Origin of the sequence: Sphaerospermopsis sp. FACHB-1094, assembly GCF_014696195.1 — a bacterium.
Lineage (GTDB): Bacteria > Cyanobacteriota > Cyanobacteriia > Cyanobacteriales > Nostocaceae > Sphaerospermopsis > Sphaerospermopsis kisseleviana.
The window spans coordinates 61,447-75,226 of the sequence record NZ_JACJPT010000006.1; the positions used below are offsets into that span (position 1 = coordinate 61,447).

Consider the following 13,780-nt stretch of genomic DNA (forward strand, 5'->3'; position numbering starts at 1 on the left):
CAAAATATCTGTTGTCGTCATAATTCATGTAGGAGTGAATGTAAATACTATGTTTCTACGTAAACATCTTATTTGTGTACCAAGTCTAGCCACCCTGACAGTTTTAGGTAGCAGCGTTTGTGCAACTGCTCAGACAACCCATCCAGAGGCCGCTGTCATCTCTAATCACCAGGAAAGCACAGAACTTAACACCACTGTGTCTAAAATACAGCAATTTCCCAACGCCGCTACTCTAAAAACGGCTAATCGGACAATTATACCCATTCCAGGGACAGTAGCGACCTCATCAACAATCTTGACTTCTGAAGATACAAAGCCTACTTCCCAACCATCTGCGGCTCAAGTAGCACAGCCGAAAGAAATAGCACAAGCAGATATTGATTTAGGAAGACCTACCCGTGGTGGTAGTAGCTATGTTGGCGTTGCTGGCAATATTGGGTTAAGTGGCGGATCTTCAACCTTGGGCGATGGTAATTTTACAGTCATCAGCAAAGTTGGTTTCACCAGGACTCTATCAGTTAGACCATCGGCAATTTTAGGAGATGATACTGTATTTCTCGTTCCCCTAACTTATGATTTTTCCTTCCAGCCCATAGGAGATCCATTTAGTGAACCTTTACCTATAGCTCCTTATGTGGGAGTTGGTGCAGCTATTAAAACTGGTAACAACTCAGAAACTGCTGTCATGGTGACAGGTGGAGTTGATATACCTCTAAATAATAGATTCACTGCCACAGCCGCTATCAATGCAGGATTTTTTAATCAAACTGATGTCGGTTTATTAGTTGGTGTTGGGTACAACTTTGGTGGATTCTAAGTAGGTTAACTACCCAGATCCTCAACTTCTTTAAAAAGTCGGGGATCTATCCAGTATCCAGTATATTAACGTTTTATTTCTTGCAAGGCAGCAATAAAAACATCAATTTTTGAACGCGTATTATAAAAATATAAACATTATTATCTATAAAAAATTATCTATAAAAAGTAAATTAATACTTATTTCTAGAGATAGAGTTAATGCAAAAAAACAGAGTTTACCGTTAAAGAATCAGGAATTTTACAAAAATAAGTTACTTCCAAATACAAAAAGATATAAATATTTCATTTCTTGTGGTGCGGGCATCCTGCCCGCTAATTATACAGGTTATACAGGGCAGACAGGATGCCTACCCCACAACATGAGATACTTGATTAAATAGGAATAATTATGGTTGGACGTATAGTTAAAAACTTCAGCTTTAAGGAAATCAAAAAAACAGACGACGGTGCATTATCTATTGGTCAATTTACTAATGTTCCTGATATTAACCCACCACAACCACCTGGCAATATTGCTAATTGGTTTTTAGGTACACGGGCGGAAAATGGAACAGAATTTAAACAACTTATTGCCCAAGCTGTAGATCATATTATAGATTATCGGCAAAGTTATTTACCAGGTGATCCAGAAACAATTACTCAGGATGTTAAAGCTTCTCTGGAATATCAAGCAGGAATGCAAGCTTTAAGGGATGCCTACAATCAATTGTTACAGCATTTGCGAGAATATGGTACGCCATTTTTTAGTATGCGTTATCAAGGTCATATTCTTTGGGATACCACCATACCAGGAATGCTTGGTTATTTTGCCGCAATGCTGCATAATTCCAATAATGCCACCATTCAAGCTTCTACTGCTACCACTTTATTAGAATTACAGGTAGGGCGTGATTTATGTGCAATGATTGGTTTTCCTGAAACCGATAAAATTGAACCTTGGTGTCATATTACTGCTGATGGTTCTATTGCTATTAATGAGGCGACTTGGGCAACAAGAGAATTAAAATTCTTTCCTTTTGCTGCGAAAAAAGCTTTACAAAAACAACCAGTATTAGCTAAAGCTAAAGCATTAGAAATTAAAATTGCTGATGGTAGTCAACCAAAATTATTAGAAGCTACTTCTTGGCAATTATTTAATATTTGCATGGATGATATTTTGGCTTTACCACAGCGAATTTGGGAATTATGCGGTGAAAGTGAAAATATCAAAGATGTTTATGATGTTTGGGATTTAATTATTCCTTATAATCTTAATGTTCGGGGCTGGTTGGAAATGACTCGTTCTTGTTTTGAGGATGTGGGGGAAATAAAAATGATTGCCCCATCCTCTAAACATTATGCTTGGCCAAAAGCAGCAGCAGTTAATGGTATTGGCACAGATAATTTAATTGATATTTTTGTTGATGCTGATGCCAGATTAGATTTAGGAAGGTTAAATCAAACTTTAAATCAATGTTTAGAAAATCGCCATCCAATATTGTTAACTTTAGCAGTTTTAGGCAGTACAGAAGAAAGTGCAGTTGATCCCATAGATGAGATTTTAGAATTAAGAGAAACCTACAGGAAAAAGGGTTTAGAGTTTAATATTCACGTTGATGCTGCTTGGGGTGGTTATCAAATTTCTACTATTCGCCGTGATTATAGTTTTGAGGAACAAAAATCACCTTTATTTATTGATGATTATAGTCAAGTAATGTTTAATGAACACACTATCAGGCAGTTTAAACACCTTCGAGATTGTGATTCTGTTACTATAGATCCTCACAAATCTGGGTATATTCAATATCCGGCTGGTGGTTCACTTTATCGTCATAGTTTATTAAAACATTTGACAACTTTTACCGGGACTTATATTGGCGGTTCTAAATCTATTCGTCCTCTAGAACCATCGGTAGGAATTTACGGTTTAGAAGGTTCAAAACCAGGAGCAGCAGCAGCTTCTGTTTTTCTTTCTCATCAACTAATTCGTCCTTCTGTAAGTGGCTACGGTAAGATTATTAATCAAGCGATTTTTAATAGTAAGTTGTTTTATTTGCGGTTACTTTTTATGTCCGCAGAAACAGATAATTTTATTGTTGTTCCATTACCACGTTTACCTATTGATCGCAGTGATATTAGTGATTATATTAATGGTGAACATGAGCATTATATAGCCCATTTGCGTCAACATCTCCAGGGAAAAAATCAAAGTCAAATACTTGCAGATCCGGAAGCTATGGCATTATTGCGGGAAGTTGGACCGGATCAAAATATTCTCAGTTACGCCTTTAATTTCAAACATTGCGATCATCGTCTGAATGATAACGCTGATTTATTTAATGAGTTGAATAATCAAATTTATGATCGTTTTCACATTCATTACTACCAAAGTGGTGAAGCTGAAAATATTCACAAATACCAATTCATGCTAACTAGAACTATTTTTAGATTGGCAGATTATGGTGAGACATTTATTAATAATTATGCTCAACGTTTGGGACTAGCAACCACTCCAGAGGAAATGTCAATTTTGCGATCAGCAGTGATGGATCCTTATTTAAGTGATTTACCCAATGGGGGATCATTTTTTGATGAAATTATTGAACTGATTCGCCAAAATGTAACTGAAATTATTGAACAAAATTTTCGTTAATTGAAAATCAATACAGGATTTTATAAAATAAATACAGCAGTTTCTAGGTAGATGAGGTACATCATTAGGAAGAAATTTGCTGTAATTTAATTTTGGCAAATAAATTGTTTTTGGTAGTAGTAAGCTGTTACACAGCTAAATTGTATAATCCTAATATTCTGAACTCTTGTGGAACAAGCCTCTTGCCTGTTCCACGTATAAAAATTCAATGCACAACAGCTTACCAGGAAAAATGTTTACTGAGGACTAACTTTGTCTATCACCTTTATTTTACCCTCATCTCCTACTGTCCAAACATCATAAACACCAACTACATCACCGTTAGCATCAACATCTACATTACCGCTTGCACCTTGGTAGTTGATTTTTTGCCCTTCTTTCAGTAGTTTCAGTCCTTCACAGACATCACTAACTTCTGTTCCTTCACCAGCAGCAACTTCTCGAAGTTTACCAGCAATACCGACACCTGTATTTTCTTTAGCAGCTTGGGCTGATAATACCAACAAAGCTGCTGCATCCCAAGCTTGAGGTGCATATTCTCCTGGTGTTCCGCCTTTTTTCTCTTGCCACAATTTCTTAAAGGCTGCTAATGCTTTACCATCAGAACCAGGAACAGTACCAATAGCCCCAGTTAACAGATATTTGCCATCAGGACCTTTACCTACTTGTTCCGGGAAAGCATCTGATTTTACTCCGTCAGTCAGCATGATCTGTACTCCCTTAGCTACACCTTGCTGGTAAGCAGCTTTGAGGAATAAACTACCTGTTTCGGCATACATGACTGCTAATACCGCATCTGGTTTACCTGCAAAAGCAGCAGCAGCTTCAGTATCAAAGGTTTGGGCTTTGGGATCGTAACGAACTGGTTTATCTTTATTAACTATTGTTCCACCTAATTTTTCAAAAGTTTCTACAAATGCTTTTTCAAAACCTACACCATAGTCGTTGTTGATGACGACCGTAGAAACTCGTTGAAAACCTTTTTTCTTAGCAAGTTGGGCTAAAGCTAATGCTTGGTAAGTATCTGGGGGAGCAGTCCGCGCCCAAAATCCTTGAAAATCGCCTTTTTGCGCTTTTTCGGTAAATACGGGACTGGTGCTACCAGGGGAAATTAACATGACTTTGTTAGGGGTAGCAACGGAAATGGCAGCGGTAGAAACACTACTAGCAAATGAACCCACGACACCAGCAACTTTATCTACTGTTGCTAGTTTGGTCATACCTGCTGCACCAGCTTTAGGATCTGTTTGATCGTCTACTTCTATTAATGTGACTGGTTCTCCGTTGACTCCTCCACAAGCGTTGACGGTTTCTACCAGTAGGGGAACTGAACCAACCATTTGTTGACCGATGGAAGCTAAGTCACCTGTTGTTGGTAATAAACTACCAATTTTCAAACCTTTAGCACTGCTGGTTGTTGTGGTAGTGCTGGCTTCTGGGGTAGTTGTAGTTCCGTTTGTGCCTGTATTATTTGTTGTAGTGGTATTTTCACAAGCAGCCATGAACAAACTACTGGCTATAGTTACTAAACTCAAGGCTAGGGAAACACTCAATTTTGGCATATCTTCCTTTCACTCCTCTATGTTGAGGAGCTTGAAAATCAATTATTAAACTAACTGATTAGTTTAGCTGGTTAATGGCTCAAACTCCACAAGCTAAATATTAACATTAAGTTTTGGAAATCTAGGAATGAGTATTTATTATCAAGGAATTGCCTTGAATTCTTTTCCGCAACTAGAGTTTTTATAATTTGTAAACGGAGAGGGAGGGATTCGAACCCTCGGATGGACCTTACGATTCCATCAACAGATTAGCAATCTGCCGCTTTCGACCACTCAGCCACCTCTCCAGAGGTAACACTATACTATATTAGCAGTGGTTTTTTGGTTCGTCAAGAGATATTTTGTGATTTGTCAGGGAACAGGGGACTGGTGACTGGTGACTGGGGACTGGGGAAGAAAATTTTAGATTTTAGATTTTAGATTTTAGATTGGAGATCACAAAAACAATCCAAAATCCAAAATCCAAAATAAAAAACTCCTGCCTTCTGCCTCCTGCCCCCTGCCTCCTTCTATAGCACTTGCGATCGCATCCAAGCAACTGGTAAGGTGCGTAATTTTTGCCACTGGGGAACATAAGCACGTTGACTGAAAACTTCATAATCATTGCGCTCAATTACATCTAAAATCTGTCCATAGAGCATAGATGCTGCCCACACTGGCCAACGGGCATCCGGGTCAAGATAAGTAATTCCCTTATCGGCTTTAGTATAAAATTCCCTAGCTCGTTCAATTTGAAACCGCATTAGGGAACGCCAACGTTCATCTAATACACCTTGGAAAAGTTCTTCTTCGCTATAGTTGAATTTAGCCAAGTCTTCTAGGGGAAGATAAATTCTACCCCGACGTGCATCTTCGCCCACATCACGAAGAATGTTAGTTAGTTGGTTGGCGATACCCAGGGCGATCGCTTCATCTATGGGTAAATAGGGTTTTTGATTTCGATGCCAAGGGGCGGTATAGATGCTGGTATCTACACCCATAATCGTGGTTGACATCAAGCCCACAGTGCCAGCAACGCGGTAGCAATAGAGATACAAATCCTCAAAGGTTTCATAGCGACTGCGGTATAAATCCATGCGCTGACCCGCAATCATATCCCGAAAGGGTTGAATATCCAAAGGGAAATGTTGCAGGGTATCTACTAAAGCGACATCGTAATTATCTAATGGGTGTCCAGCAAAAATTGAGTCCAGCTGCTTTTCCCATAGTTCTAAAGTTTCTGGGGTGGTTCTAGCAGCAGCAGGACCATCGACTAATTCATCTGTACGGCGACACCAAGCGTATATTGCCCAAACAGATTGACGCTTTGCCGGACTCATCAGCAATGTACCCAGGTAAAAGGTTTTGGCGTACTTGGCTGTGAGTTCTTGGCAAAGTTTGTAGGACTCGTCTACAGAGACCAGCGTTTTCATGCGCGGGGGTGAATCAGGCAGTTGCAGCATTCGTTGCGGGCGGTCGAGTTAGCGTTTGCAGGTTGGAAGTATTGGCTACCGATGGCGCTTGAGAGATCGCCTGTGCTGTTAGCTTACCAGAAAGCACTGCACCTTCCATACTGCCTAAATAGCGTTGCATGGTATAACTTCCGCTTAAAAAGAAGTTGGCTATAGGGGTTTTTTGGTCTGGGCGGTACTGTTGACGACCAGGGGTAGCTGTGTAAACTGAACGGGGCGTTTTGACGACATGAGACTTCAGCAGTTTTGCTGGGTTGTCTCCTGTAAAGTGGTCAGGGAAGAGTTTTTCCAACTCGGCCATAGTAGCGGAGATGATTTCCTCGTCAGATTTGCTAATCCAGTCTTTGGCAGGTGCGAGAACTAATTCCAGCATTGACCGATCCGGGTTAGCATATTCCCGACAGGTGTTACTCATATCAGCATAAACGCTGAGGAGGGGCGATCGCGAAAATAATAGATGATCAATATCTGTTAATTTCCGATCAAACCACAAATGCAGGTTAATTACTGGTACACCTTCTAAACCGTCTAATTTCTGGAAAAATTCCATTTTTTTCCAAGGTTCTGGCAACATCACTTTTAATGGGTCAACCGACATGGCTGAAACGTAAAAGTCTGCTGTTACTATTTCATCTGGTTTTCCATCTAAACCCCGCAGCAAGAAACCTTTAACTGTACCATCGGAGTTCAGCAAAATCTCTTTTAGGGGCGCATTGAGTCTGACTTCTCCACCCCGTTTGGTAATGTAATCTACGATGGGTTGGCAAAGTCTTTCTGTGGGTGAACCATCCAAAAAGGCAATTTTTGATCCGTACCGTTCTTGTAAAAACCGATTGAGGGCGGTTAATAAAATTGTAGAGGAAACTTCTTCAGGGTTGATAAAAGTTAAGGCTTTGGAAGCAGCAATAAATACATCACTAGCGACTCTTTCACCTATACCTTGTCTTTTTAACCATTCAGCGAAGCTGTATTTGTCCATGTCCTCTACATACTGTTGACCCCGCACGATGGCAGGAAACAAACCAATGGCAAAACGGATCTTTTGTTCCCAGGTCAACATATCATTGTTCCGCATAATGGAAGCAATGATGTTAAATGGTGAGGGAATGTCAGGAACATCAAAACGGGAGAGAGTTCCTGGTTTATCTGGTTGGTTAAAAATCAGGGTATGCTGTTTCCACTGGAGTCGGTCTTCAATACCTAACTCTTTGAGTAGTTGTAACATATTGGGATATGCCCCAAAGAAGGCGTGTAAACCGGTTTCGTACCAGTCACCATCAGAGTCTTTCCACGCTGCTACTAAACCACCGAGTACATCCCTCCGTTCTAAAACAATGGGAGTGTAACCCTCATCTACTAGATATTTAGCGCAGGAAAGTCCTGCTAAACCAGCGCCGGCAATAGCTACTCGCATTTAAACCTACTGTTTTCAATATTTCTTAATAGTTTTGTCGTTTTCATTATACTTTGCATTCTGTTACATTTGGCATGGCTTTGGGAAATTGGTGACTGGTGACTGGTGACTGGTGACTGGTGACTGGTGACTGGTGACTGGTGACTGGTGACTGGTGATTGGTGACTGGTGATTGGTGACTGGTGACTGGTGACTGGTGACTGGTGACTGGTGACTGGTGACTGGTGACTGGGGAAACAGGAAATATTTACTTTCTCCTGCCTTCTGCCTTCTGCCTCGTGCCTTCTGCCTTCTGCCTCGTGCCTTCTGCCTTCTGCCTCGTGCCTTCTGCCTTCTGCCTTCTGCCTCCTGCCTTCTGCCTTCTGCCTCGTGCCTTCTGCCTTCTGCCTCGTGCCTTCTGCCTTCTGCCTTCTGCCTCCTGCCTCCTGCCTCCTGCCTCCTGAATATGAAAGATTTACAAAAATTTGGTAATCATTTAATTCTTGGTGTTTCTGGTACAACTCTTAGTGATGATGATAAGCGGGCATTGAGTGAGTTAAAACCCGTGGGGGTGATTTTTTTCGCTAAAAACTTTCTTGATGGTGTTCCTTATCCAGTTTGGTTAGAGAAGTTTAAAGATTTACTTAAACAAATTAAAGAATATACTGAACGGAAAACTCTATTTACCAGCCTCGATCATGAGGGTGGAAGGGTTGTCAGAACTCCATTTCCTATTACTCGTTTTCCTTGTGCTTATTTGGTGAAGTCCCAAGCTTATCAAGTAGCCAAAGCTACATCTATAGAATTAAAATCACTGGGAATTAATCTTTCTTTTTCCCCTGTCGCTGATATTTTTTCCAACCCCCAAAACCCCATTATTGGTTCTCGCGCTTTTGGTATCACTCCCAAAACTGCTAGTCAGAGTGCGCGGGAATATTATCAAGGACTCAGGGAAGAGGGTATACTTGGTTGTGCTAAACACTTTCCTGGACACGGAGACACTAGCACAGATTCTCATTTAGAGTTACCAATATTAAATTTAAGTTTAGAAGATTTACGAAACAGAGAGTTAATCCCTTTTCAAGCATTAATTCAGGAACAAATACCGCTAATTATGACAGCACATATTTTGTTCCCGCAAATTGATCCAGAAGTTCCAGCGACATTATCTAAAACTATTTTAAATCACATTTTACGCCAAGAATTAAATTTTAAGGGCGTGATTGTTTCTGATGATTTAGATATGAAAGCTGTTGCGGATATGTTCATGCGTCCGGGAACAGTAGCACGGGCTTTTAATGCTGGATGTGATTTATTTATAGTATCACGAAATATCAATTCTTCCTCTCTAGAAAGAACCTATAAAATAGCCGAAGATTTTACTCATTGTTTGAGTAATGGTAGTTTAAATGAAGAAATAGTAGAAGCTGCTAGGGCAAGAGTCGAAAATTTATTAGAAATTACACCTCAATATCCAGTTTATCAACTGGAGAAAGAGGTTTTATTCAATCATGCAGAGTTAGCTATTACTTGCTGTTTTGAGTAAACATCTGGTTATATAGCGTTTCCCAGTCTCATGAGGTACACCCTAATTTATTTACTGTTCCCAATTCCCAATTCCCAATTCCCAATTCCCTAAGATAAAAAACTCTGTACCTCACTAACTTGGTAAATGCTATAAAGTAGAGACGTTCCATGGAACGTCTCTACAACTTCTCAAAGAAGTCGGGTATCTGGTTATTCATGAATTGGATTAAAAGCGGGATTTATTTTTAGTAGTTGAATCTTAGTGGAAGAAGCCTATAAATAGGACATGCTGAGAAAGTCTTTCCATGAGGGGATAGGAGTCAGGAGTCAGGAGTCAGGAGTCAGGAGGAAGTTTGAAAATTCCTTTTCCATCTCTCGAAATACCAAAAAATGCACACTTTTTCACGTATACCCTTCAAAACCCTTGCACTTTTTTCCTATTTATCAGCCTCAAACTTTTGATTTATCTGCGTTTTGCATTTTTTCAGCAAACCCTAAATAAATCAATTTTGCTAGTCTTCCCAGCCTTGGTATTGGGCTAACAACGCTTCCTTATCTGTGATGCTACCAACTTCTGGGGGACTCAAGTAAGCAATACCCAATGCTTTGAGATATCTGCTGTAATTGAACTTACTTTTATCCTCTTTACCACCTTGTTCACCTTGTTCACCTTGACCACCGTTAATATTAGCAGCAAGTTCAGGAGTGAGTTCAGCAAATAATTCATTTTTGATGTTTAACATCAGTTTTTCTCCAAAATTCACCTGGGAAATAACGTTAGTTGAAAAATGATTTTTGTTATTCAACTAATCGCTTGATTTCTATAGTAAGTTTCATAATTTTTAATTACCTCCGAATTAGATAATTTAATTTAGGTACTAATTTTAATATTGTCCAACTGCTGCGAGTTATTGAGATTAATATAAAAATTCTCTGACATATATAACGTAAAGTTTACGTTTTCAGCAAATGAGTTTTGGCTGATTTGTCAATAAGCGAGTTATTGAGAAATCAGTTAAAAATATTAGCTGTTAAATGCTGTAACTATTGTGTGGTAATGCTTCCAATATTTGCACTTAGTAATATCAATTTTTCTATCTCAGTAATATTTGGATGCAAGCTGGTTATGGATTAAGCTTTAGATGAGAAAATGCAACATTTATTAATATAAGAAGATATTTTAAAAGTCCTCATGGTGTATCACATATTTTTAGATCCCCTTTTCAAGGGGGTTGGGAGGATCAAAACCTGATTTGTAAACAAACATATAAAAGTATTTACAACCAAGCAGCATACATAGTAAGACCAGTATCACCCACACACGACTAACTGGTAACACTACTGGTAATGCTACCAAAGGATAAATTTGTGTTTGAAAAAAGAACCTTAAATTTAGCTATATCATTAGACATTTCCACAATAGAATGTATTAGACTTCTCCGAAAAAGATGTAGCGACAATTCATGAATTGTCCCTACGAATGGGTTTCAGGTTATGCTTATGTAATTTTCGGAGATATCTATTAATTTGTCATAATTTGTAGGGGCGAAGCTTATGGGCGATAATTTAACGGAAAAATCAGACATCTAGATATCCCATAAGCTTCGCCCTGCCCCCATAAATAGGTTCCATAATTTCCTTTCTGGAGATGTCTATTCTGTTTTGTCGGTGATGTGGGTTATGATCCCGATGATATGTACAATCTTGACACTCTGCGGTCTAAAGACACGCAGATTCTTTAAGACTTGCTCAAAAGGGATAGTCAATTATCCCCCTACGCGCTCAAAACAACTACCAGTACGACAGGTATTGCAATTGCGTTTACTTTTATGTTTCTTTGCTTTCCGAGTCCATCAAATTTTGGCGGTATTACACTCCATATTTGCCTTTGCTTGTTTACCCAGGCTGCGGTCAAATGCCGAGACGAGATAAATCAGGGGTTTCTCCTGATCAAAATACTTCTTCGTGTAGATGGTTGTTCCTACTCGCAGTCCAATCATATCATATTCGCGGCGAATAAATTCGCCGTTGGCACTTCCTCCACTGTAAGATAGCCAAGTGGCTTCCGTGCCTTTCGGCGATTTTCTTGTGAATATAGATTTGAAGATGGTAAAAAAATCTATGGTTTTTACTTTAACCCATGATCATAATTAATTCTATACTTTTCGGTTAAGGTTTTGTACGCTATGCCCAAACGCCTCTTAGTGGTTGAATCACCCGGTAAAGTCAAAAAACTGAGTCAAATTCTCGGTACAGATTGGATAGTTCGTGCTAGTTGTGGACATATCCGCGAACTCAGTAACGAGGGTGAAGATTCGCTAGGATTTACAATAGAAGGTAACAGTGTCCGCTGCCATTATATCCCCCGTGACCAACGCGCTAAAGAAACCATTCAACAACTTAAAACTGCTGTTAAACAAGTTGATGAAGTCATTTTAGCAACGGACCCAGATAGAGAAGGAGAAACCATTGCTTGGCATCTCAAAGAAACCCTGGGATTAAGAGAACCCAAGCGAGTAGTTTATACTGAGATTACACCATCGGCGGTTAAAAGTGCGATCGCTCATCCTAGAAAACTTGATTCTAACTTAATCGGTGCGGGATTATGTCGAGATTGTCTCGATAAGCTAGTAGGATACAAAGGTAGTCCTCTAGTTTGGGCATTAAATAATGGTGCAAAAAGCGTCGGTAGAGTACAAAGCGCGACATTACACCTCATTTGTCAGCGCGAAAGAGAAATACAAGTATTTGTCCCCCAAGATTATTGGAGTGTGTGGGTAGATTATCAAGAAGGATTTCGCGTTTTTTACAAAGGTACAGCTAACACTCCCACAGAAACACCAAAAACGGAAACGGAAACCCACGATGATGCAGCTAGTAATAACCCAGACAAACCAGAATCTAAGCGGGTTTTATCAGAAGCAGAAGCAGATAGATTAGTTGCAGAAGCCAAACAACATCCCCATCAAGTCATCCAAGTTGAAGGTAAACTCACCTATCGTCAACCCCCTCCACCTTTTACTACTTCCACCCTACAACAAGCAGCCGGATCTAAACTGAAATTTGCCCCGGAAAAAACTATGCAGGTGGCACAGAAGCTATATGAGGCGGGTTTAATTACCTATATGCGAACAGATTCAGTGATGTTAAGTCCTGAATTTTGTGCCAGTGCGCGTAAATGGTTAGAAGATCATGATCCGCAAAACGTACCACAACAAGTAACAAAACATCGTAGTAGCAAAACAGCACAAGAAGCACACGAAGCAATTCGTCCTACAGATGTATTTCGTCCGTCGGTACAGTTACGAGCAGAATTACCTGAAGATGAGTTTAACCTGTATGTGATGATTTGGAAAAGAGCAGTTGCGTCTCAATGTCGTCCCGCACAGGTGAGAAAGACTTTAATAATTACTCAATCAGGTAATATTTTATGGCAAGCTAGGGGACAAGTTGTAGAATTTTATGGTTATGCGAAATATTGGCCTAATTTGGGTAAAGATGCCGTTTTACCAATTGTACAACAGGGGCAAAAATTAACTTTAGAAAATGCCGGACATGAAAAGAAACAAACCCAACCACCACCAAGATATAGTGAACCAAAACTGGTACAATTAATGGAAAGAAAAGGTATTGGTCGTCCTAGTACCTACGCGCCTACAGTGGCTACATTAAAGAAACGTAATTATATTGAATTAATAAAAGATCATCTTCATCCTACAAGTTTAGGGTTAGAAGTTGATGAGTTTTTACAAAAGGCATTACCGGATTTATTAGAAGCAGAATTTACCGCCAAGATGGAAGCCGAATTAGATAAAATTGCTGAAGGTAAAAATTCCTGGCAATCTTATTTAACTACTTGGAATGAAAGTTATTTTGTCCCTGCGCTGTCTAAAGCTAAAACTGTGGTTATTAATTCAGGAAATACTGATAATAATCATGGTAAAGTTGAGCGTAAATATGAAAGTTCAAAAACCAAATGTCCTGAATGTAGTAACTTTTTAGCGAAAATTCCTAGTAGTAAGGTGAAGAAGAAATACTTTCTTAAATGTGTGAGTGGGTGTGAAAATATTGTTTTGTTTTGGAGTGATTTTCATAAACGTTGGGAAGCACCGAAAACTAAAACATCAGCAGATGAAAAGACTAATAAATCGGAAACTAAACTCACATCTTATCCTTGTCCGGTATGTAAGAAACCGTTGGAGGAGTATAGTTATATTAAAGATGGGGAGAATAAAACTATGTTACGGTGTTCTGGTCAAGATTCTTGGAAGGATAAAAAACATAAGGATGCGGCTTATTTTCATACTGCAAAAGGGTGGTGGAGTCCTAAGTTTGGGAATTTGATAATATAAAAATAAATTTATCACATATATATGTTTTAAAATACTGATTTGGC

9 protein-coding genes and 1 tRNA gene are annotated in these 13,780 nt (G+C 39.3%); 4 read left to right on the forward strand and 6 right to left on the reverse strand.

Translation table 11 applies throughout. From position 1 onward, the window contains the following. Positions 1 to 49 precede the first annotated feature (49 nt). Positions 50 to 817 carry a hypothetical protein gene (locus H6F47_RS03095; protein ID WP_137667953.1) on the forward strand — a complete coding sequence of 256 codons (768 nt, stop codon included), beginning with the start codon at positions 50 to 52 and terminating at the stop codon, positions 815 to 817. 390 nt (positions 818 to 1,207) lie between these two features. Continuing rightward, positions 1,208 to 3,451, forward strand: a complete 2,244-nt coding sequence (locus tag H6F47_RS03100) for a pyridoxal-dependent decarboxylase (protein WP_137667954.1) — start codon at positions 1,208 to 1,210, stop codon at positions 3,449 to 3,451. 236 nt (positions 3,452 to 3,687) lie between these two features. Here the strand turns inward: H6F47_RS03100 and H6F47_RS03105 are convergent, their stop codons facing one another. From H6F47_RS03105 to H6F47_RS03125, 5 genes are all read right to left on the reverse strand, one after another. Continuing rightward, entirely contained in the window at positions 3,688 to 5,013 is a 1,326-nt protein-coding gene (locus H6F47_RS03105) for an ABC transporter substrate-binding protein (protein ID WP_096572424.1), read from the reverse strand. A gap of 195 nt (positions 5,014 to 5,208) precedes the next feature. Then, a tRNA-Ser gene (locus H6F47_RS03110) sits at positions 5,209 to 5,300 on the reverse strand. 222 nt (positions 5,301 to 5,522) lie between these two features. Next, positions 5,523 to 6,455, reverse strand: a complete 933-nt coding sequence (crtB, locus tag H6F47_RS03115) for a 15-cis-phytoene synthase CrtB (RefSeq protein ID WP_096572425.1) — start codon at positions 6,453 to 6,455, stop codon at positions 5,523 to 5,525. Next, positions 6,439 to 7,878 (reverse strand): 15-cis-phytoene desaturase, encoded by a 1,440-nt coding sequence (gene pds, locus H6F47_RS03120; RefSeq protein WP_096572426.1) that lies wholly within the window; start codon positions 7,876 to 7,878, stop codon positions 6,439 to 6,441. Before pds ends, crtB begins: the two co-directional genes overlap by 17 nt. After that, complete coding sequence (locus tag H6F47_RS03125) at positions 7,869 to 8,378, reverse strand: hypothetical protein (RefSeq protein WP_190647631.1); 510 nt, start codon at positions 8,376 to 8,378, stop codon at positions 7,869 to 7,871. The genes pds and H6F47_RS03125 overlap by 10 nt, the downstream gene beginning before the upstream one ends. Here H6F47_RS03125 and nagZ point away from each other — a divergent pair. Continuing rightward, positions 8,324 to 9,403, forward strand: coding sequence for a beta-N-acetylhexosaminidase (gene nagZ / locus H6F47_RS03130; RefSeq protein WP_137669409.1), 1,080 nt, complete (start codon positions 8,324 to 8,326; stop codon positions 9,401 to 9,403). The two genes, H6F47_RS03125 and nagZ, sit on opposite strands and share 55 nt — an antisense overlap. 493 nt (positions 9,404 to 9,896) lie before the next feature. Here nagZ and H6F47_RS03135 read toward each other — a convergent pair whose 3' ends face one another. Continuing rightward, on the reverse strand, positions 9,897 to 10,127 hold the full coding sequence (locus H6F47_RS03135) for a hypothetical protein (protein ID WP_096572427.1): 231 nt from the start codon (positions 10,125 to 10,127) through the stop codon (positions 9,897 to 9,899). A 1,443-nt stretch (positions 10,128 to 11,570) separates the two neighbouring features. Between H6F47_RS03135 and topA the strand changes: the two genes are divergently transcribed. Continuing rightward, positions 11,571 to 13,736 carry a type I DNA topoisomerase gene (gene topA / locus H6F47_RS03140; RefSeq protein ID WP_190647633.1) on the forward strand — a complete coding sequence of 722 codons (2,166 nt, stop codon included), beginning with the start codon at positions 11,571 to 11,573 and terminating at the stop codon, positions 13,734 to 13,736. Positions 13,737 to 13,780 lie beyond the last annotated feature (44 nt).

Coding starts and splice junctions, on each gene's coding strand:
- H6F47_RS03135 (WP_096572427.1), bottom strand. CDS start 10,127: ATGTTAAACATCAAAAATGAATTATTTGCTGAACTCACTCCTGAACTT.
- H6F47_RS03105 (WP_096572424.1), bottom strand. CDS start 5,013: ATGCCAAAATTGAGTGTTTCCCTAGCCTTGAGTTTAGTAACTATAGCC.
- pds (WP_096572426.1), bottom strand. CDS start 7,878: ATGCGAGTAGCTATTGCCGGCGCTGGTTTAGCAGGACTTTCCTGCGCT.
- H6F47_RS03095 (WP_137667953.1), top strand. CDS start 50: ATGTTTCTACGTAAACATCTTATTTGTGTACCAAGTCTAGCCACCCTG.
- topA (WP_190647633.1), top strand. CDS start 11,571: ATGCCCAAACGCCTCTTAGTGGTTGAATCACCCGGTAAAGTCAAAAAA.
- nagZ (WP_137669409.1), top strand. CDS start 8,324: ATGAAAGATTTACAAAAATTTGGTAATCATTTAATTCTTGGTGTTTCT.
- H6F47_RS03100 (WP_137667954.1), top strand. CDS start 1,208: ATGGTTGGACGTATAGTTAAAAACTTCAGCTTTAAGGAAATCAAAAAA.
- crtB (WP_096572425.1), bottom strand. CDS start 6,455: ATGCTGCAACTGCCTGATTCACCCCCGCGCATGAAAACGCTGGTCTCT.